13 protein-coding genes and 1 riboswitch are annotated in these 20,249 nt (G+C 48.6%); of the genes, 7 read left to right on the forward strand and 6 right to left on the reverse strand.

Features of this window, described 5'->3' with window-relative positions; all coding sequences use genetic code 11:
• The first annotated feature begins 69 nt into the window (after window positions 1–69).
• The 4 genes from NG792_RS01120 to NG792_RS01135 all read left to right on the forward strand — a co-directional run bounded on the left by NG792_RS01120 (window position 70) and on the right by NG792_RS01135 (window position 6,702).
• Window positions 70–3,141 (forward strand): ATP-binding protein, encoded by a 3,072-nt coding sequence (locus NG792_RS01120; RefSeq protein WP_261234195.1) that lies wholly within the window; start codon window positions 70–72, stop codon window positions 3,139–3,141.
• 159 nt (window positions 3,142–3,300) lie between these two features.
• Window positions 3,301–3,678 (forward strand): response regulator, encoded by a 378-nt coding sequence (locus NG792_RS01125; RefSeq protein WP_261201600.1) that lies wholly within the window; start codon window positions 3,301–3,303, stop codon window positions 3,676–3,678.
• The gene (locus NG792_RS01130; RefSeq protein WP_261201599.1) at window positions 3,675–4,319 is read left to right on the forward strand and encodes a chemotaxis protein CheC; all 645 of its coding nucleotides are present in this window, start codon (window positions 3,675–3,677) and stop codon (window positions 4,317–4,319) included. Before NG792_RS01125 ends, NG792_RS01130 begins: the two co-directional genes overlap by 4 nt.
• Window positions 4,320–4,356: 37 nt before the next feature.
• Window positions 4,357–6,702, forward strand: a complete 2,346-nt coding sequence (locus NG792_RS01135) for a hybrid sensor histidine kinase/response regulator (protein WP_261201598.1) — start codon at window positions 4,357–4,359, stop codon at window positions 6,700–6,702.
• A 74-nt stretch (window positions 6,703–6,776) separates the two neighbouring features.
• Here NG792_RS01135 and NG792_RS01140 read toward each other — a convergent pair whose 3' ends face one another.
• From NG792_RS01140 to crtO, 5 genes are all read right to left on the reverse strand, one after another.
• The gene (locus tag NG792_RS01140; protein WP_261234196.1) at window positions 6,777–7,358 is read right to left on the reverse strand and encodes an NADPH-dependent FMN reductase; all 582 of its coding nucleotides are present in this window, start codon (window positions 7,356–7,358) and stop codon (window positions 6,777–6,779) included.
• A gap of 933 nt (window positions 7,359–8,291) precedes the next feature.
• Window positions 8,292–9,779, reverse strand: a complete 1,488-nt coding sequence (locus tag NG792_RS01145; protein WP_261234197.1) for an aldehyde dehydrogenase family protein — start codon at window positions 9,777–9,779, stop codon at window positions 8,292–8,294.
• A 32-nt stretch (window positions 9,780–9,811) separates the two neighbouring features.
• A complete protein-coding gene (locus tag NG792_RS01150) occupies window positions 9,812–10,918 on the reverse strand; it encodes a saccharopine dehydrogenase family protein (protein WP_261234198.1) in 1,107 nt (368 codons plus the stop codon).
• 294 nt (window positions 10,919–11,212) lie between these two features.
• Complete coding sequence (locus tag NG792_RS01155) at window positions 11,213–12,466, reverse strand: cation:proton antiporter (RefSeq protein WP_261234199.1); 1,254 nt, start codon at window positions 12,464–12,466, stop codon at window positions 11,213–11,215.
• A 323-nt stretch (window positions 12,467–12,789) separates the two neighbouring features.
• Complete coding sequence (gene crtO, locus NG792_RS01160; RefSeq protein ID WP_261234200.1) at window positions 12,790–14,487, reverse strand: beta-carotene ketolase CrtO; 1,698 nt, start codon at window positions 14,485–14,487, stop codon at window positions 12,790–12,792.
• A gap of 187 nt (window positions 14,488–14,674) precedes the next feature.
• Window positions 14,675–14,759, forward strand: a riboswitch (Fluoride riboswitch).
• An 80-nt stretch (window positions 14,760–14,839) separates the two neighbouring features.
• Here crtO and NG792_RS01165 point away from each other — a divergent pair.
• Window positions 14,840–16,486 (forward strand): cation:proton antiporter, encoded by a 1,647-nt coding sequence (locus tag NG792_RS01165; protein WP_261234201.1) that lies wholly within the window; start codon window positions 14,840–14,842, stop codon window positions 16,484–16,486.
• A gap of 582 nt (window positions 16,487–17,068) precedes the next feature.
• Here NG792_RS01165 and NG792_RS01170 read toward each other — a convergent pair.
• Window positions 17,069–17,248 (reverse strand): hypothetical protein, encoded by a 180-nt coding sequence (locus NG792_RS01170; RefSeq protein ID WP_261234202.1) that lies wholly within the window; start codon window positions 17,246–17,248, stop codon window positions 17,069–17,071.
• Between the two features lie 34 nt (window positions 17,249–17,282).
• On the opposite strand from NG792_RS01170, the gene mgtE (NG792_RS01175) reads away from it, so the two are divergent.
• Complete coding sequence (gene mgtE, locus NG792_RS01175) at window positions 17,283–18,686, forward strand: magnesium transporter (RefSeq protein ID WP_261234203.1); 1,404 nt, start codon at window positions 17,283–17,285, stop codon at window positions 18,684–18,686.
• A gap of 115 nt (window positions 18,687–18,801) precedes the next feature.
• On the forward strand, window positions 18,802–20,202 hold the full coding sequence (gene mgtE / locus NG792_RS01180) for a magnesium transporter (protein WP_261201589.1): 1,401 nt from the start codon (window positions 18,802–18,804) through the stop codon (window positions 20,200–20,202).
• The last annotated feature ends 47 nt before the right edge of the window (window positions 20,203–20,249 follow it).

Consider the following 20,249-nt stretch of genomic DNA (forward strand, 5'->3'; position numbering starts at 1 on the left):
AAATTTAACCCTTCTCAATTCCGAACACGCTTCGGAAAAAAATTCCTGATGTTCATGAATTAACCCCTTATGAAACAATCTAATTTTAATCTGGCAACTTTCCATCCAGAGGCTGAGGGACAAGGATTAACAAAATCCCCCCAAACCCACAGTAGCCAGCCCCAAAAAATCTTATTAGGGAGGGGTATAATATTAAGCTTCCTGGCCCTCTTAACTCTCCTCCTATGGCCCGACCTGCTGAGGAATCTCTTCGCCAAGGAGGGTTTTATCCCCCACGGCCATTGTTATCTGTGGAAGCCCTCCTTAGTCTGGCTTCATATTACCTCAGATAGCCTGATTGGGATATCCTATGTTGCCATATCTACCAGCCTTGCTTATTTCGTTTATAAAGCGCGGCGCAATATCCCCTTTCATTGGATGTTTTTGGCCTTCGGTGCCTTTATCATCGCTTGTAGCATGACCCATTTTCTAGCGGTATGGACCTTGTGGAATCCCACCTACTGGTTATCAGGAAATGTCAAATTGCTCACTGCCCTCGCCTCAGTTACCACAGCAATTTCTTTACCCCCGTTAATCCCCAGAGCGTTAAAATTATTGGACTCGGCTCAGATGTCTGAAGAACGCCGCTTGAATCTGGAACGGGCAAACCAAGAACTGCAAGCGCTCTATCGTCAACTTAAGCAACTGGATGAACTCAAAAGCCAATTTTTCGCCAATGTCAGTCACGAATTGCGGACCCCCCTGGCGTTGATTTTAGGTCCGACTCAGAAGTTGATCGGCGATCGCCAACTTTTGGACGAACAACGCCGGGACTTGCTCGTAATCGAACGCAATGCCCGAATGCTGCTCAAACAGGTTAATGATCTCCTGGATATCTCTAAGCTAGAAGCTGGCAAAATGGAACTCGCAGCAGTTCCTCTGGACTTAGCCAGTTTGATCCGCCAAGTAGCGGCGAACTTTGATGCATTAGCCTTTGAACGGGAGATTAACTTAACCGTCCAGACTCCGGAGTCCTTGGGGACCCAATTGGACCGCCAAAAAATCGAGCGGGTGGTTTTAAACTTACTCTCCAATGCGTTTAAGTTCACACCCCTGGGTGGCAAAATTGACTGTTCTCTCTCTCTAGCCGAGGGGGAGAATAAGCCGGTGACGATCGCCATCCAAGATAGTGGTCCAGGGGTCCCCCAGGAACGGCGGGAAACCATCTTTGAGCGGTTTAGCCAAATTGAAGGAGGGAGCACCCGTCGCTTTGGCGGGACTGGGTTGGGGTTGGCGATTGTCAAGGAATTTGTAGAACTTCATCAGGGAACTATTACGGTTGCGGATGCACCTCTAGGGGGGGCGATGTTTACCGTCCAGCTTCCGATGGAGGTTTTTCCAGATATCCCCAAGACGGCTTCAGAATCTTCCCTGTGGGATGATCTGGCAGAAGCGGCGATCGCGGAACTGAAGCTAGAAGTGGAGACATCTCCCCGGATTCTGGTCCCGAATGACCCTCGACCCCTGGTTTTAATTGTCGAAGACAACCCGGAAATGAATCGCTTTGTCTGCGATATCTTGGGACGGGACTATCAAATTGCTACAGCGTTCAATGGGGAGCAAGGATTGGAACAGGCACTCACCCTCAATCCAGATTTAATCATCAGTGATGTGATGATGCCAGAAATAGGGGGTGATCGCCTGGTGTCTTTATTACGCAGCAATCCCGATTTCGCCAATGTTTCAATTATCATGTTGACGGCGAAAGATGATGATGATTTGCGGGTACAGTTATTGCGCGAAGGGGTGCAAGATTATCTGATGAAACCCTTTTCTGTGGAAGAACTGCGGGCGCGGGTGGGGAATGCGATCTCCATTAAACGGGTGCGGGATTTGTTACAGCAGGAGTTAACCTCTCAAAGCTCTGATGTAGAAGTCCTCGCCTCGGAACTGGCTTTCCATAAGCGCGAACTGGAAGCAGCGCTCATCCTCCAGCAGCAACAGTCGGAAGAATTAGTTAAAGCCAATCAAATCAAGGATGAGTTTTTATCGATTGTTTCCCATGAACTTCGCACGCCCCTCAATTCGATTCTGGGCTGGACCCAGTTGCTTCGCACTCGCCAGCTCAATGAAACCACGAAGATAAAAGCATTAGAAACCATCGAGCGCAATGCCAAACAACAGGTTAATCTGATCGAGGATATCCTGGATGTTTCCCGGATCATTCGCGGTAAAATTCGCTTACAACTGCGTCCCGTTAATTTAATTCCTCTTGTGGAAGCTGCCCTGGATACGATGCTTCCCACGGCTGAAGCTAAGGGAATTCATATTGATTTCAACTTTGACCCGGCGATCGCCTTGGTTTCGGGAGATAGCGATCGCTTGCAGCAAGTGGCTTGGAATTTATTGTCTAATGCGGTCAAGTTTACTCCTAGCGGAGGCTCAGTTTCCGTGGCGATCGCCCAGACGGATTCCTTTATTACCCTCCAGGTACAGGATACGGGAATTGGCATCAATCCAGACTTTCTCCCCCATATTTTTGACGGATTCCGCCAAGCGGATAGTTCTACAACTCGCGCCTATGGTGGATTAGGCTTGGGATTGACCATCGTCCGTCATCTAGTGGAACTCCACGGGGGCCAGGTCGAGGCTTTGAGTGAGGGCGAAGGCCAAGGAGCCACCTTGATTGTCCAGTTACCCATTCTGCCAAAACCGCCACAAGACGAGGGCGATGAGACTTCCTGTTCCCGGGAAGACAGTGTGTCGAGTGAACTGTGGGCCCTGGATGGGTTACAGGTGTTGGTGGTGGATGACGACCCGGATACAGGAGACTTAATGGAAGCGATGCTGACAGATTATGGGGTGCGGGTTCGGGTTGTGACTTCGGTTTCCCAGGCGATCGCCCTGATGGACCAATTCAAATTTGATGTTTTAGTCAGCGATATTGGAATGCCTGGAGAAGACGGATATCACTTAATTCACCAAATCCGGCAGCATGAAGGTGACAGCAACAGTCATATTCCGGCGATCGCCCTGACGGCATTTGCCTCGGAGGAGGACCGTGCCCAATCCCTCCTAGCAGGCTTTCAAAAACACCTCTCTAAACCTGTAGAACCGGCCCAATTAGCTAAAGTCCTCGCTCAATTAGCCTCGACCCTGTGAAAGAGAACTTTGAAGATACCGCTATCCACCCTTCCCATTCAGAGTTAAGATCAGGGCATGAACAAATTGGGGCGGAAATGAAGCGGACCCACTCTAAAGTGAGTTCCCTCAATCCAGGGTTAGAGCTTGACTGCCAATCCGATACCAGGACGCAAGGCAATGGCAAAAATTTTGATTGTTGATGACTCTACCCTTTCCCGGGGAATCTTGCGACGCATCCTCCAGACTGAAGGCCACTTGATTATTGAGGCCAAAGATGGATTGATGGGCATTGAGAGTTACTATATAGAGAAACCCGATCTTGTTTTACTGGATATAGCCATGCCAGATATGCAGGGAACCGAAGTGCTCGAAAAATTACGCGCCTTCGACGATCGCGCCCGCATCGTCATGGCGACTGCTGACCTGCAAGAACTGACCCGGACTTCTGTGATGGCAGCCGGAGCAATGGGTTATCTGACTAAACCCTATAATCCCGAGGCGGTTCTGGATACTGTAAATCAGGTCCTCAAAGGAATCCCGGGAGGGGTAGGATGAAGCTGACAGAAGCCCAACAGGATGCCTTAAGCGAACTGCTGAATATGGGTTTCGCGCGTACGGCTGCGGCTCTCTCGGAACTGACAGGTCATCGGGTTTTACTAGAGGTTCCCCAGGTTTCCCTTCACCCCATTGAAGAACTCAGCGCTAAACTGGGTACGTTTATTAAAGGGGAAATTGCCACGGTCCAGCAAATTTTTACTGGACGGGTTTCGGGAAATGCCCTGTTATTGTTGAATTATGACGGCGCGGTGCAACTGACGGAGTTAGTGACTCCTGAACAGGCTCTCCATCGCGATCGCCTCGATGCCTCGGCGGCAGAAGTGCTGACGGAAATTGGCAATATTTTACTCAACGCCTGTCTGAGCGTTTTCGGGAATTTGTTACAAATGCAAATCTCCTTTTCCGTTCCTCGTTTACATTTAGAAGCCTTAGATGGGTTACTGCATTCTCTGAGCATTGGTAAGGCGGAAATGCGTTATGCAATGGTGGTTTATACCGGGTTTCGGATGAAGGAAAATTCAATTCAGGGGTATTTAGTGATGGTATTGAGTGTGGTTTCTTTAGAAAAATTACTTGAAGAAATTGATACCTGGGCCAAGGCGGAAATAGAACCCCATAACGTTTCTTTTTCTTCATAATGGAGTAATAGTTAGCTGTCAACAAGGGCTTAGTAAAATGAGCAGTTTCACCGACCCTCCCACTTCTGATCAGGATCTCCTTCATTGGGTCAATGACTTAGCAGACCGAGGGATATTTACGACCGATGCAGAGTTGAATATCCAAAGTTGGAATCATTGGCTGGAACTTTATAGTGGGTTGAATGTGAATCGGGTGGTGGGTAGAAATTTACTCGAAATTTATCCGGAATTAAAGCACCGGCGATTAGATCGATTTTTTTACCAAGCTCTAGCGGGACAAGTCGCCCTCCTCTCTCAGCGCTTACATGGGTTTTTGTTACCGATGCTCCCGGGGGATGTTTATAAGGGAGTGCCTTATATGCTACAAAGTGCGAAAATTGCTCCCATTGTAGAAGCATCCCAGGTGATTGGCACGATCGCCACCATTGAAGATGTCACAGAACGGGTCCTGCGGGAGTCAGAACTCCAACATCAAATTAAAGAATTAAAACGGACTGAATCAGCGCTGATGGCTACCCAAACCCAGCTTCAATACTTGTTGTCCTCTAGTCCAGCGGTGATTTATACCTGCCCCCCTGATCACCCCTATTGTCCCACCTTTGTGAGTGAGAATATTCTCGAACATTTGGGATATCGACCGGAAGAAATTTTAGGGGACTCTTCGTTTTGGCGCGATCGCATTCATCCGGATGATACACCGGAGCTATTCTCCAGCCTCAAACAGTTGTACCAGACGGGTTATTCCCTGAGTGAGTATCGGTTCCAGTATCCCGACGGCAGCTATCGATGGGTGCGGGATGAAATGAAGCTGATTTGCAAGGGAGAGAAGCAGGGTGAAGAAATTGTTGGGGCGTTATATGATATCACTGAGCGTAAACGCGCCGAAGAACAGGTGCGCCAGCAGGCAGCTCTCCTGGACGTTGCCACCGATGCAATTTGGGTCAAAGACCTTGAGCAAAATATTCTATTTTGGAATAAAGGGGCAGAAAAATTATACGGATGGACCCGCCAGGAAGCGATCGCCCAAACCAGCAGTCACCTTTTTGATGTTAAAAGCGCTGAAGAACTCAAAAGCGCTGAGCAAACGGTCCTCACCACTGGCGAATGGCACGGAGAGTTAGAACAAGTCACCAAAGCAGGTAGATCTATCATTGTTGCCAGTCGCCAGACCCTGGTGCGGGACGAGCGCGATCGCCCCTATTCCATCCTCGCGGTGAATACGGATATTACCGAGAAAAAACAGCTAGAAGCCCAGTTTTTGCGCGCCCAACGCCTGGAAAGTATCGGCACCTTAGCCAGTGGCATTGCCCATGATTTAAACAACATTCTCACCCCTATTTTGGGGGCGGTGCAACTGCTCCAAATGTTCCCGTTAAACGCCCAGCAAATGCGCTTAATTTCTATGCTGGAAATTAATACCTTGCGCGGCGCGGACCTCCTCAAACAAGTGCTTTCATTTGCTAAAGGGTTAGATGGCGATCGCGCCCTGCTCCAACTCAAACACCTAATTGATGAAATTACGGCGATCGCCCGCGAAACTTTTCCCAAATCCATTGAAATTTCCACGGCGATCGACCCCAAACTCTGGTTAATTTCTGGGGACCCAACTCATCTCCATCAAATCCTGATGAATTTGTCCGTCAATGCTCGCGATGCCATGCCAAACGGCGGCATTTTATCCATTGAAGCGCAAAATATCATCCTCACCAAATCCGACTTAATCCTAGACCCCGAGGCTAAAGTTGGCTCTTATATTAAACTCACGGTTAGAGATACCGGAACCGGCATCTCTCCAGAAATTTTAGAGCGATTATTTGAACCTTTTTTTACCACCAAAGGATTAGGAAAAGGCACAGGATTAGGATTGCCGACAGTTCGAGGCATCGTTAAAAATCATGGCGGGTTTTTATTGGTTTCTAGCCAAGTGGGTAAAGGCACCGCCTTTACCGTGTATTTGCCTGCAATTCAGGGAACTCAAGCTCTCATTTCAGAACCCACCGAACTCCCTTTTGGAGCAGGTGAGTTAATTTTAGTCGTAGATGATGAAGTTGCCATCTGCGAAATTGCCCAAGCTCTCCTGCAAAAATTTGGCTATAAAGTTTTAACTGCCGCTGATGGTATGGAGGCCATTTCTCTCTACAGTCAACGGTCCTCAGAAATTGCTGTGGTAATTCTGGATATGATGATGCCATTAATGGATGGAGCACTCACTTTAAAAGCCCTCCAAAAAATTAATCCCTCGGTTAAAATTATAGCCGTGAGCGGACTCGTCAGCAATCTTCCCTTCTCAGAATCGGGAGAAAATAGTTCCCCAAGCTATTTATCCAAACCCTATAAAACCCGCGATTTATTACGCTTAATTAGAAAAATTATTGAACTTTAATCCCCAATCCAGGTATCAAAACCGGATTCAATCGGAGAGATGAATCCGGTTTTGATACGCGGGTTTTTATCAACTTAAGCGTTTAATTTGGTTAACATTTGTGCTACTGTTGCACCGATATTTTCCACCGCTTCTTGCTTTTGGGGGTCGTTTAATGTTCCCGATTCCGTAAAGGCTTCAAATGCTTGAGGAATGGCTATTTGATGGGGTACCACAACCATACTAATATTCGCCAGGATTTCGCGCAGTTGAGCTAAACCCCGTAATCCCCCCAAACCACCCGGAGAGGTACTCATAATTCCCACGAGTTTGCCTGAAAAAGCTGCCAGCATGGGTTCCCCCGGCGCGGGACGAGATACCCAGTCGATCGCATTTTTGAGCAGGGGACTAATGGTGCTATTATACTCCGGAGAAGCAATCAACAAGCCTTGGTGAGCAAAGAATAGCGATTTCAACTCCTGAGCATAGGGTGGCATTCCCTCTGCTGCTTCTAAGTCTTGGTCAAACAGAGGCATGGGAAAATCTCGCAGGTCAATATAGGTGACCTCTGCACCGGCTTTTCTCGCGCCATTGGCTGCAATTTGGACGAGTTTTTTATTAAAAGACGCTTCGCGAGCGCTTCCGGCAAAGGCGAGAATTTTTGGGGGATTAGACATCGTTACTCCTACGGTTTTGAGTTCAAAAACGAATGATTCAAAAGGCACTTAGCCCAGAAGTCATCATAGCCCATTTGTAGGCCAAATCGGGGTGGGATTGAATGGTTCTGATTTGATTTTGCTCCCCGACTCATCCCTTACAAGAGTAAGTTTTTACGCTCAGGGGATTGGCCTCACATTTAAAATCACTTCCGGTCCGATCCCCTCCCCTGTGTCTTGGGGAGGGTTGAACCTAAAAAATAGAGACCACCCCGTCCCTTCGGGGCACCCCTCCAAGGGAGGGGAATATGCCCCAAAATTCCCCTCCCTTGGAGGGGTGCCCCGGAGGGGAGGGGAATATGCCCCAAAATTCCCCTCCCTTGGAGGGGTGCCCCGGAGGGGCGGGGTGGTAAATTCTAGCTAGTAATCAAGTATTGAGCTATGCTTCTTTACTCAAAAGTATATGTCTCTTCCCAATCTAGACACCACCCCGTCCCAATCTAGACACCACCCCGTCCCAGTCTAGACACCACCCCGTCCCAATTTAGACACCACCCCGTCCCAATCTAGACACCACCCCGTCCCAATCTAGACACCACCCCGTCCCTTCGGGACACCCCTCCAGAGGAGGGGAATATGCCTGTATCCCCGGCCAGATAAAGCGATTGAACAATGCAAAAATTAATTGGGCTGGGAGTATGAAACAGCCCTATCTTGCCAAGGGGAGGGTTAGGGAGGGGTCTTCTTGACGCCCTTAAGGGCGTCAAGAAGAAAGAGGTTTCCCCGGCCTAAATACAGGCGCGATCGCCTCATGAGAGTGCGTTATGTGGTGATTGCCAAAGAGAACCCCACCCTAACCCTCCCCAAGACACAGGGGAGGGGACCGGAGGTTCAGTTAAGGGTAAAAAAACTACTCTTGTAAGCCAACTCATCCGGGAGTTATCTCCACTCCAATCACCCACGATTGTCGATTTGCGCCCGCTGTAAGCGTCCGGAAAAGTCTACATAGACGGTTTTCCATTCCGTAAACACATCCAGGGCCGCTGCCCCCGCCTCACGATGTCCGTTGCCGGTTTGTTTGACGCCTCCAAAGGGTAAATGGACCTCGGCACCAATGGTAGGACCGTTAATATAAGTGATTCCGGCTTCAATATCCCGTATGGCTTGAAAGGCCCGATTCACATCGCGAGTATAAACCGAGGAAGATAAACCGTAGGAGGTATCATTGAGAATGGCGATCGCCTCCTCAAAGGAAGAAATTTCTATCAACGCTACCACCGGGCCAAAAATCTCTTCCCGCGCCACCCGCATATTCGGCATCACCCCATCCAGGATAGTGGGTTCAAAAAAGAAGCCTCCCGTGAGGGTTCCCTCCGTTGTGCGATTGCCGCCGATTAAAATTTTTGCTCCCTCTTGATGGGCGATTTTGATATACTCTTCAATGGTATTCAATTGCGTGGCATTGACAATCGGCCCGATGTCGGTATGGGGGTCTGTTCCGGGACCCAAACGGAGTTCCCGAGTGCGATCTAGCAGCATTTTGGTAAACTTATCCTTAATATCTCGATGCAGCAGGAGGCGACTGGTAGCGGTGCACCGTTGCCCACTCGTGCCAAAAGCGCCCCAGATTGCGCCTTCCAAGGCTAATTCTAAATCTGCATCTTCCATCACCACCTGGGCATTTTTTCCTCCCAGTTCTAAACAAACCCGCTTGTGCTGTTTGGCGCAGATTGCCGCCACTTCTGCGCCGGTTTGTGAGGACCCGGTTAATGAAATTAAATTGACGTCACGATGTTCTACCAAGGCTTTTCCCGCTTCTTCTCCCAACCCATGCACCAGGTTAACGACACCCGGGGGAAATCCGGCATCATGGAAAACTTCAAACAGCAAGTGAGTCACCGCCGGAGTATCTTCCGACGGTTTCAGGACGATGGTATTGCCGCAGACTAAGGCAGGCATGGCTTTCCAACAGGGAATGGCAATGGGAAAGTTCCAAGGGGTGATTAAACCACAGACGCCGATCGGCATTCGCACAGTCATGGCAAATTTATTATCCATTTCCGAGGTGGTGGTTTGCCCGAACAGACGGCGACCTTCTCCGGCATAATAAAAGGCGCAGTCAATGCCTTCTTGGACATCTCCATTGGCTTCAGTCAGGGGTTTTCCCATTTCTTGGCTCATTAAATAGGCGAGTTCGGCTTTGCGATCGCACAATAATTCCCCGAAGCGGTATAAAAATTCGGCCCGTTCGGGTGCCGGAACTCGTCGCCAAGTGCGATAAGCATGGCGGGCGGCAGTCACGGCCATTTCTATATCAATATCGCCCGATCGCCCAAAGGTGGCAACCAGTTCGCGCCAGTGGGCGGGATTGCGACTTTCCATTGTTTCCCCAGAGGCGGGGGGCAACCAGTGACCATCAATATAATTCAGGCAAGTGTGCATGATTAATCCGGGCTAAGATAGATAGAGACAGCTTACAACCAATGATGAGCTATCTCGATTCCCCGAGTTGTCATAATTGATTCAAACAACGGAGTGGATAAGGCTTGTTCTACGGGCCATACCCCAGGTTTGGTGAGTTTTCCTTTCAGCATCAGTTCGGCGATCGTCCCGGTGCCGATTCCGGTGGCAACAGCGGCGCTGTTATGAACTACTGCACTACAAAAGGTGGCGGGTTCTCCTGCGGCGTTTCGCCCGTTGACTTCCGATCGCACTGCCACCCCGGTCCCGCTAAATTTGTCGGTAACTCCCGTCATGCGGTAGCTAACTTGGGATAAAAACTCCACTACAGCGGAATTTTTTAGGGCGGCGGAAGGCCATAAATTAGCCACCATCCAGGTTAAATGGTTGTACAAATCTGGGGAAGTGCCAAATTTGGTAATAGCAGTTTTGACCGGGAAGGAGTCGGGTAAGGTGAAGGCTTCTGGCATATCAAACCAGTAAACTCCCACCTTGCCGTAGGGTGGAGGAAATTCGATGGTTTCGCGATCGGTATAGGGTTTCACCTGCTTCCATTCCCCATCAATCCAGGCATCAAAGGGGTTTTGTAAGCCTAAAAAGGTGGTGCGCATGACCGTGACTCCCGCACCTCCTGACCCACCGACAACATAGCTTAAATGGATGCGATCGGCTTCTTGAAGTTGTTCGACTCCTTGGCGAACCATACTATTAGAAATTCCGGGAAAAATGCCGGTATTAATAATGGCGGTTACGCCTGCTTTTTCTGCGGCGTCTTGCAATGCCAGCGCCCTGCGGGTGAATCCTCGACTATCGCTTACATCGGTATAGTTGACGCCACGATCGATGCAGAGTTGGAGGACTCGGGCATCGCGGTGATGGAAGGGTCCGGCACTATGGATGACGAGATCGCTTGCGGCGATCGCCTGTTCCAACTCGGCGCGATCGTCTAAATGTACCGCCCGAAACTGCACGCGATCGCCTAGGGTCTCCTCTACTGATTTTCCCGGTGTCTTGTCCCGTCCCGTTACCGTAATTTTTGCATCGGTATGGGTGACCAAATCTTGGGCAATGCTGCTGCCGATCCGTCCCCGTCCGCCAATAATCAAAACTCGTTGGGTCATGGGTCTTTAATCCGTAACAATACCTTTATTGCAACATTTTTCTACAAATCTGGCATCTATACGAAGAAGGATCGCCAGGGACTGAGTACAGAAGGGGTTCTGGACTGGATTTGGGCCAAACTTCCCCAACACCAGGGGATCAAGCGCCACCCTCGCCCAACCCTTGAGTAATTGTGCCCTAAATTTGCCTTCGAGTAGGGGATTGATTGCTTCAATATCACGTTTTTACAAAAATAGCTGCCCTAAATTTAGGGCAGCGATAGAACATCCTTCAGGGAGGGGGGGTTTGCATCATCAGGAGCGATCGCCCCGGAGGGTTACCTTTCTTTTCTCGACCTTCGACTCATACCAATTCATCAACGGAGTCGCACTAATTCCATGCACAATGGCCGAAATCACGAGGTTCAGAAAAACAATCCAAGCGATTTTTTCCCCCGTTTCTCCTTCTAACCCTTTGCCCAGCGCATAAGCCAGATAATACACTGAACCTACACCCCGAACCCCAAACCACCCCATCAATAACCGTTTTGAACGATGAAAATTGGAGCCAATGGTACTAATCCAAGTTCCCACGGGACGAATGATAAACAACAAAAATACCGCGACGATTAACGCATCTCCAGCAAATTGTAAACTCGGTTCTATTCTCAGCAGAGAACCGACTAACAAGATAGTTACCACCTCTAGGAGTTTTTCCACCCGTTCCGTTAATCTTAGTTGAGCCTCGGTTCGTTCTGAATCGCGGCTGTAGCTTCTGCGGACTGTTACTCCGGCAACAAATACCGCGAGAAACCCATATCCATTAATCACTTCTGTTAGGGAATAGGCCAGGAAAATTGTACTCAACGCAATAAAATCGTGCATGAGTTCATCCACGGGACGAACACGATGCAATTGTTTTTCGAGCCAAACAATGGCCAAAGCTACGACAATTCCCATGCCGATACCAGCGGCGATCGCCCAAATTAAATCAATCACTAACCACTGATAAATCCAGTTATTGACATTGCTATCTTTTAATGCATATAACCCAAAATAAACAAAGGGAAAAGCCAAGGCATCATTTAAACCCCCTTCAGAGGTTAAGCCAAAGCGCAGTTCATCTTTATCTTCAACATGGGACAGTTGCACTTCTGATGCCAAAACCGGGTCGGTGGGAGCAAGAATTGCCCCGAGTAAAATCGCCGCCCCCCAATCCAAGCCCAAAAATAAGCGCCCGACCACTGCGAGCGCTACAATAGAAATTGGCATCAAAAATCCAATTAATCGGGCTGTGGTCTGCCAAGCCCACAACTTAAGCGGGCGATTCATTTTTAGCCCACAACTAAACAAGGAAATAATTACGACTAATTCACTCAATCGCTCCAGAAAATTGGCATCTGGGCGCACCATAATTAATCGGATTCCATAAGGACCCATGAAAATACCAACAACTAAATAAATCAGGGCATAAGAAAGCGGCAACCGCTTAATCCACCCCGAAAATACCGTTACTGAGAGCAGTAACAAACCGATAGCCAGCAAATTGAAAATGTAAACGTCTATCAAAGCGATCGCTCCTATTTTATTAATCGATGAAAGCAACAAAAAATTAGCGTAACCAGCCACCAATTGAGATAAATAATTATCTCCCTAACTCCAGAAATCATGCTTTCGATTTGTGGGTTAAATAGGATTTCACTAAAAAAACCATAAACCTTCCGGCTTATGGTTCCTTAGAAGAATGAGATGCCATAGCCCTCCCCAATGCCTTGGGGAGGATACCGGAGATTGAATCAAGCTCTTGATCAGCACATTAGACGGGTAAAGCCGGGTATTTGTTAGGTCTTTAGATTCGTCCCCAAAATCTTGAACTCAACAATTCATCCGCATTAACTGGACAAATTAAACACAGAACTTGCCATTGATTTGACCGAATTGGTCGCATCTTTTAAGGTTTGGCTCATGGGTTGCTGTTGGAATAAGAATACGCGGGCACAATTCCGTCCGGGCATTCCCGAAATTGAACCACCGGGATGAGTACCAGCCCCAGTTAAAAACAACCCATCAATGGGGGTTTTGTAGTTGGCAATTTCGGGCAGGGGGCGGAAGAAAATCATCTGGTCTAAGGTCATATCAATATGGTAATGATTTCCCTTATAAGACCCGAGGCGAGCGCCCAATTCTGCTGGACTTTCGACCCGTCGCGCAATAATGGAACTCTTGAGATTCGGTGCATAATCGGACAGTTTATCAATCAGGCGATCGGCCACTTTGTTTTTGAGTTCATCGGTCCATCCGGTGCCATTTTGTCCGGTTCCTTCTGCACCATGAATCTGATAAGGGGCGAAGAATTCCACCCAGAGGGTATGCTTTCCTTCCGGGGCCATTGATGGGTCAAGAACGGTGGGAACTACCGCATACATGGAGGGATTTTCATCAGGAACTACGCCCAGTTGACAGAGACTATGACCTTCTTCCACATGATGAACGGAATCGGCAATAACGACCGAGCCAATTAAATACTCATCTTGGTGATTATAGGCTTCAAATCGGGGTACTTCTGAGAGGGCGCAATCCAGCTTGAGGATGCTTTCATTGTTGTTCACAATGCGGCGATCTACGCGATCGCGTAAGTTGGGGTCGGCGGCGTTAACCTCTCCTGGATCAAGCAGATCCAAAAAGACTCGTTTGGCATCAATATTAGAAATAACCCCTTCTTTGGCGCGGTATTCTTGTCCTCCATCCACGCGGACACCGACGGCGCGACCATTATCCACTAAAATTCGTTCAACACCGCGATCGCACAGAATTTCACCGCCGAGACTGGTAACTCGATTCACTAATGCTTGAGTGAGTGCGCCGGTGCCTCCTCGGGGTCTTGCCATACCAGGGTGATGGCGCATTGCCATCATAATTGCACCCACAGACATCCCCTTTTGTGAGGGAGGAATGCTCATTTCGGCGGCGAGTCTAGCTAAGGGTGCTTTGACGACTTCTGTATCAAACCATTCCTCTAACATATCTTGAGGACTACTGAGCATGGTTCGGGCAAAATCTAGGATTTTATCGGGGGTTCCCAGTAAAGACAGAAGGTCTTTAATTTTATCAAAATTATAATTGCCGGTGATATCGATAATGGATTTAGGCGGGGCGTTAAAAATGGGGGTTATTGCATTGAGAACTCGCTGCCAATAGTGGACAAATTCTCCATATTTCTGGGCGTCGCGCTCACTATAGCGGGCAATCTCACTACAGGTTTTGTCTACGGATTTATGTCCGAGGAAGTATTTCCCATCCGGTTGCGGACAAAAGACGACCGGATCGCAATACAGATACTCTAATCCGTATTTTTCGAGTTCTAATTCTTCCACCACTGGCCCCAGATGGATAAATTCATGGTCAATCGCACAGAGGTTAAATTTAAACCCCGGTGCTTCTTCGGGTAAAGATTCTTCCGTGGTTGCTGCACCCCCGGGAACTGAGCGTTTTTCTAAAAGTAAAACACTTTTACCCGCCTTTAAAAGGTACGCAGCACACACTAAGCCATTATGACCGGCTCCAATTATAATCACATCGTACTGGGACATGAAAAAAACTCCTGTAAAATTCCCTCGTTATGCTCTGAATTTTACAAAACTTAATCCTCCCGTGGATTCTACCTCCAGAAAGATATTCTGGCAGCAGGGGGATGATTTTTGAGTGATTCTGTCCCATAAAAAAATGAGTCAATCTATGGATTCTTACAGAAATTCATGCTATATTAAGTGCTGATTTAAGATTGAAGGCGATGGAGCTCGCCATAACCGCCGATTCAGCGATCCCGATGGGGGGCTGAAGGGCTGATGGCTCCTACCTGTCCGGGCTGAATGCCGGGAGGTAGGGCGCGTGCTCAATCCACTCCTGGATCAGCCACTCTACACCTGTTCAGGAGCATGAGCCATGTTAATCAGTACCATTTGGATCTTAGGGATGGGCTTTTTTGCGGGTCAATTCGCCCGTCGCCTCGGTGCACCCCCGCTCATTGGCATGATTTTGGTCGGAATCATCCTCGGTCCGGAAGTGGGAAATCGCCTAGAACCGGGAATTCTCGCCGCTGCCGATGATTTAAGGACCCTGGCGGTGATGATTATCCTGATGAAAGCCGGACTCGGACTCGATCGCGATAAGCTGGCGCAACAGGGAAGCGTGGCCCTGCGATTGGGCATTTTACCCGCTATCCTGGAAACCGGGGCGATCGCCATTGCTTCTATGTTTCTCTTCCAATTTGACCTCTTAACCGGGTTGCTCCTCGGTTGCATTATTTCCCCCGAATCTCCCGCCGTCATTGTCCCGGGAATGTTGCGTCTCAAACAATTGGGTTGGGGCGTCAAAAAAGGCATTCCCGATGCCATTTTAACCGGGTCTGCCCTTTCCGATGTTGTACTCTTACTACTCTTCAGTTTACTGTTAAATTTTTTACAACAAGGCGAAACCACGCCGGAAATTCGCCTCTTGGGTCTGGCCTTACATCCACTGGTTTTACTTCCCCTGCAAGCGATTATGCAGGTAGTTTTAGGAACCCTTGCCGGTTATTTAGCCGCCGAATTATTAGTTTCCCTGCTAGAACGGCAAAGCTGGAGTAAAAATCCCGTCCACGATGTTTTAATTACCTCAGTCTTAGCCGCCTTTACCGTGATTGCTGCTCGCGAATTTCCTTACTTTTCTGGTTATTTAGCCGTGATGTCGATGGGATTCTTTTTAATCAAACTGGATGCACCCCTAGCCCGCCGACTCCGCAATGGATTTAATACCCTGTGGATTGTGGCAGAAATTGTTTTATTTGTGTTAATGGGAGCCAGTATTCAATTACAAGTTTTGGGAGAAATGTTCTTACCGGGGTTGACTATTTTAGCCGTGGGTTTATTAATCGGGAGAACCCTGGGGTGGACACTTTCCACCGTAGGAAGTAATTGGACTTGGCAAGAAAAACTGTTCCTCTTGCCCGGAAATTCAGCAAAAGCAACAGTACAAGCGGCCTTGGGTGCATTACCTTTAGCCTACGGCATTGAAGGGGGTGAAATTATTTTAGCCGTTGCCGCCTGGGCAATTTTATTGACCGCTCCTTTGGGGGCTTGGGCAATTCCGACTTTTGCTCCAAAATTGCTTAAAAAAGGAGCAGTAGATCCAACAAAAGTGACGGTTGAGGGTCGGACTCTATTTTTGGCAGTGGTGGAGAGTTCCCCTCGGGCTATGGCAGTTTTGAAACAAACAGCAGATTTAGCTCGCCGTAGTCATGGAGAGGCGATTGTTTTGTATGTGTTCCCGGAAGAAAATTTAGGAGAAATTCAAGCAATTCAGGAGATGATTCAGGAAGTTTTAGCGGATATTCGTCATCAGTTTATTACCCAAAAAGGTGCAGTGTTAGAAACAATTCTGGCTTGGTCGCAAGCTCATCCGGTTACCGCCATTGTAGTGGAAAAATCCCCTAATTCTGAGGGAGAAGGGGTGGCAGTAGAGTCGGTTTTAAAAGGGGTTTTACGGGGGAGCCGCGTTCCAGTTTTGGTGGTATCAAACTCAGATATGGACGAGGAAACTCATCACAGTTAGAGCAATTTTCTTCGGGAATTTACCCCTTTTCAAGGGAGAAGTAAGGGGGTTTTGTAGGGGGTTTTAGAATTTAGCAAAGGGTCAGAAGTAGGGGCAATCTCTACCCAACTGCTGACCCAATGGAAACAAGGGAAAACCTGGTCCGTAAAAAAAAGCCAAAAAAGCTTGACCTGTTTTCTGAAGAGTGGTATAAAAAAAAAGGGCTTTCAGAACTCTCTGAACTTCCCGGTCTTAAATGCAACTTAAACAAGTAAGGAATACTCAAGTGGAAAGCTCTGGTAGTAGTTGTATTGCAACGATTACTCAGGCAGACTCAATGGCTGACGAGCCTTTAGATGAACCTCGACCGTTTCTCCACAACCGGGCGGTCTAGTCAGTGAAATGACCTAGTGTGACTCCACCTGCGAGTTTTCTGGTTCATCTCGTGACCCCCGGGTAAGAGGGCGGTCATGTTAGGAATGGAGATGAATCATGAATTACCGATCGCTTAAAGATTTAAAGGAAGAGTGAAGGTTAGGCTAACCAACAGGTAGCTTAACCCAATTCCGGATGCAAATTTAAAGTCCTTGTTACTGATTTCGGTTAGTATTTGGGGTCGCGATCGCCAATGGAAATCAAACCATTGGTCAATCGCGGACTAGATGCACTTGGGACTATCATGAATGGGAATTCTGCAACAGCGATCGCAACAAACCCGAGATTTTGTTGCCCGATTTCTGCTGCATTAGACCCGATCGCTTGGGGAAAACACCCCCCAACCACACTCGGAAATAGAGAACCGATTAGAGAGTGGCTTATGAATGATAATAATACCGAATTGCCGTCCGTCCAGCGGACAAGCCGAGAAGAATTGCGGGAACTGGTGCGATCGCAATTGCAGGCATTACTCGAACAAAATAACCTCAAAGGTGCTAAAGCCTTGCTAGTTCCGGTGCAACCGCCAGATATCGCCGAAGCGATTGAAGGATTACCCGAAACCATGCAAGCGATCGCCTTTCGCTTGTTGTCAAAAGAAGAGGCGATCGAAGTCTATGAATATCTCGACTCTAGTATTCAATATGCCTTAATCGAAGAATTTAAACGCCAGGATGTTTTAGATATTGTCGGTAAAATGTCCCCAGATGATCGCGCCCGCTTGTTTGATGAATTACCCGCCAAAGTGGTCAAGCGCATCCTTGAACAACTCAGTCCCCAGGAACGTCAAACCACCTCCTTGCTGTTAGGCTATCCCCCAGACAGCGCCGGGAGAATGATGACCCCGCAGTATATCGCGGTCAAAGAAAATATGACCGTGACACAAGCCTTAGACCGAATTAGAAAGTTAGCCCATGTCAGTGAAATCATTTATTATCTTTACGTTACCGATGCCTCTCGGCACTTAAGGGGCACGATTTCCCTGCGGGATTTAGTCGTCTCGGACCCGGAACAACTTCTATCAGAAATTACCCGGCGAGAACCCGTCTTTGTTTCCACGGAAACCGATCGCAAGGAAGCAGCGCGATTAATTCAACGCTATGATTTTCTAGCCTTGCCCGTTGTCGATAGCGAACAACGTCTCGTGGGCATTATCACCGTGGATGATGTCATGGATGTGGTGGAAGCCGAAACCACAAAAGATATTTATGCCCTCGGTGGGGTGGCAAGCGGCAAAGAAAACTATTTTCAAACCAATATATTCACCGTGGCGCGAAAGCGTGTGGTTTGGTTGTTGATTTTATTAATTACAAATACAGCAACCTCAGCCGTGATTCGCGCCCGAGAAGATATCCTCGAACAAGTGGTCGCACTGGCGGCTTTTATTCCCTTATTAATTGATACCGGGGGGAATGTGGGTGCACAGTCCTCCACCGTGGTGATTCGCGGATTAAATATCAATGCAATTGGGGAAGGAAAAGTCTGGAGAACGATTGGACGGGAGACAGCAGCCGGGTCACTGTTAGGAATCATGCTGTCGCTTATTGTCACCATTTGGGCCTATTTCCTAGCGGGAAATCTCCTGGTTGCTATTTCCGTGGGAGTGAGTTTGCTGGCGATTACCTTCCTCGCCTCCTTCGCCGGGTCAGCCCTCCCGTTTTTATTTGATCGCCTAGGATTTGAGCCAACCTTAATGTCAGCGCCCTTTATTACCACAGCAGTGGATGTCCTGGGGGTGTTAATTTATTTAACGGTGGCACAGCAGCTTTTGGGAGGTGCGGAGTGACTGGGAACCCACTGGAGAGGTCCCGTTCGACTCGCCCTGTTTCGCCTGGGGTGACGAGTTCGCGTCCCCTTAAATTGTATAGAATAGGGATCGGACTGGATCCAGGGAGTTTAACGTGACTGAACCTCAACCGATATCCTCTCCCCTCGGGACCCTGTCGCGGAGAGAAATACCTGACTTAGTGCGATCGCAACTGGAAGCCCTGCTCAGACAGGGGGACCTCCAGGGGGCTAAAGCGATTTTAGTCCCGGTTCAACCTGTGGATATCGCCGAAGCGATCGAAGGAATGCCTGAAGCGATGCAGGCGATCGCCTTTCGCTTGCTATCCAAACAGGAAGCAACGGAAGTTTATGAACATCTCGATACCAGCGTCCAACAGGTGCTTTTAGAAGACTTCAAGCGCCAGGACGTCCTAGATATCATTGGCAATATGTCCCCGGACGATCGCGCCCGACTGCTGGATGAATTGCCCTCGAAAGTCGTGCGCCGATTGCGGGCACAACTGTCTCCCACGGAATGGCAGTCCACCGCCCTGCTAATGGGCTATGAATCGGGAACTGCCGGGAGAATCATGACCCCGGAATATATTTCCGTCCGGGAAAATATGAGCGTCAGCCAAACCCTGGAACGGATTCGCACCCTGTCGCCAGTGGCGGAAATTATTTATTACCTCTATGTCATGGATAGCGAACGCCGGTTAACCGGAATCGTTTCCCTGCGGGACTTGGTGATTAGTTCCCCCGAGGAAAAAATTAGTGAAATCATGACTCGGGATGTGGTATTCGTCCATACAGATACCGACGGTGAGGAAGTCTCGCGCCTGATTCAGCGCTATGATTTCCTAGCGATCCCCGTGGTCGATCGCGAGCAACGCTTAGTCGGGGTCATCACCATCGATGATGCGATCGACATCATGGAACAGGAAACCACCGAGGATATTTATGCCTTGGGTGGGGTCCAAACCGATGGGGATAATTATTTTGAAATGAATTTATGGACAGTGGCGCGACGCCGTGTCGTCTGGCTGTTCGTCTTATTGCTCACCAATACCGTTACCGGATCAATTATTAATTCCCAAAAAGAGCTATTGCAGCAAGTCGTCGTCCTCACCGCCTTTATCCCCCTGCTTACGGGTACGGGAGGGAATGTCGGTGCCCAGTCTTCTACTGTGGTGATTCGCGGGATGAATACCGATGAAATTCGCTTACTCGGACCGCTCAAAGTCATCTGGCGAGAAGGAATTGCCGGTGCATTACTAGGGACAATTTTGGGAACCCTGGCCACCATCTGGGCTTTTTTCCTCTTGCGAGTCAATCTCCAGGTGGCTTTCTGTGTCGGCATCTCTCTGATTGCGATTTCCATTTTGGCATCGGTATCCGGTTCGGCCCTGCCGTTTTTATTCCGCGCCATTAAGTTAGATCCCGCCCTGATGTCAGCACCATTTATTACCACGGCTGTAGATGTTTTGGGTGTTCTGATTTACTTTAATATTGCCAAGCTATTTCTAGGATTGTAATCTTCCTCACCCACGGCTTTCCGGGTGGGGATTTTTCTGGATAACAG

The organism is Laspinema olomoucense D3b, assembly GCF_025370785.1.
Classification (GTDB): domain Bacteria; phylum Cyanobacteriota; class Cyanobacteriia; order Cyanobacteriales; family Laspinemataceae; genus Laspinema; species Laspinema olomoucense.